The organism is Alcanivorax sp. HI0083 (genome assembly GCF_001635175.1).
In genome coordinates this window covers 1-414 of the sequence record NZ_LWFX01001707.1, presented here as the reverse complement: position 1 = coordinate 414, position 414 = coordinate 1, and the positions used below count along the sequence as shown (strand labels likewise).

Annotated in this window: 2 pseudogenes; one reads left to right on the top strand and one right to left on the bottom strand. The window is 57.0% G+C overall.

The window, feature by feature from the left end:
- A pseudogene (locus tag A3754_RS28680) lies at positions 1–118 on the top strand (IS110 family transposase); the annotation flags it as partial.
- A gap of 146 nt (positions 119–264) precedes the next feature.
- Here A3754_RS28680 and A3754_RS24915 read toward each other — a convergent pair.
- Positions 265–414: pseudogene (locus A3754_RS24915) on the bottom strand (exonuclease domain-containing protein); the annotation flags it as partial.

The following is a 414-nucleotide window of genomic DNA, read 5'->3' as shown; positions in this document are numbered from 1 at the left end:
TCTGGATCGAGGGCTGGCAACTACCCAAGCGTTAGTCATCCTGGCGCGCAAACTGGTTCGTATCGCCTTCGCGCTTATGAAAAATGGCACCGACTATCAGCCGGCCCCTGCCTCATGAAGACTGGGGTGGACAACATAGAATCTCCTACAGGCGCTCCAGATCCAGGGTCCCGTAGGGCGAAGACAGGCTCACGCCTATTCACCCTGCGTTTCTTTCCTGTTTTGCATGTCCGCGTGTTGCGTGAAGCGTGCCAGCGGCGCCGGTCAGGCGCTAATAAAATGCTCGCGGTAATACACCAGCTCGGCGATGGACTCGCGAATATCATCAAGCGCCAAATGCTTGTTCTCTTTACTGAAGCCCGGCAGGATTTCCGGCTTCCAACGCCGCGCCAGCTCTTTCAGGGTGGACACGTC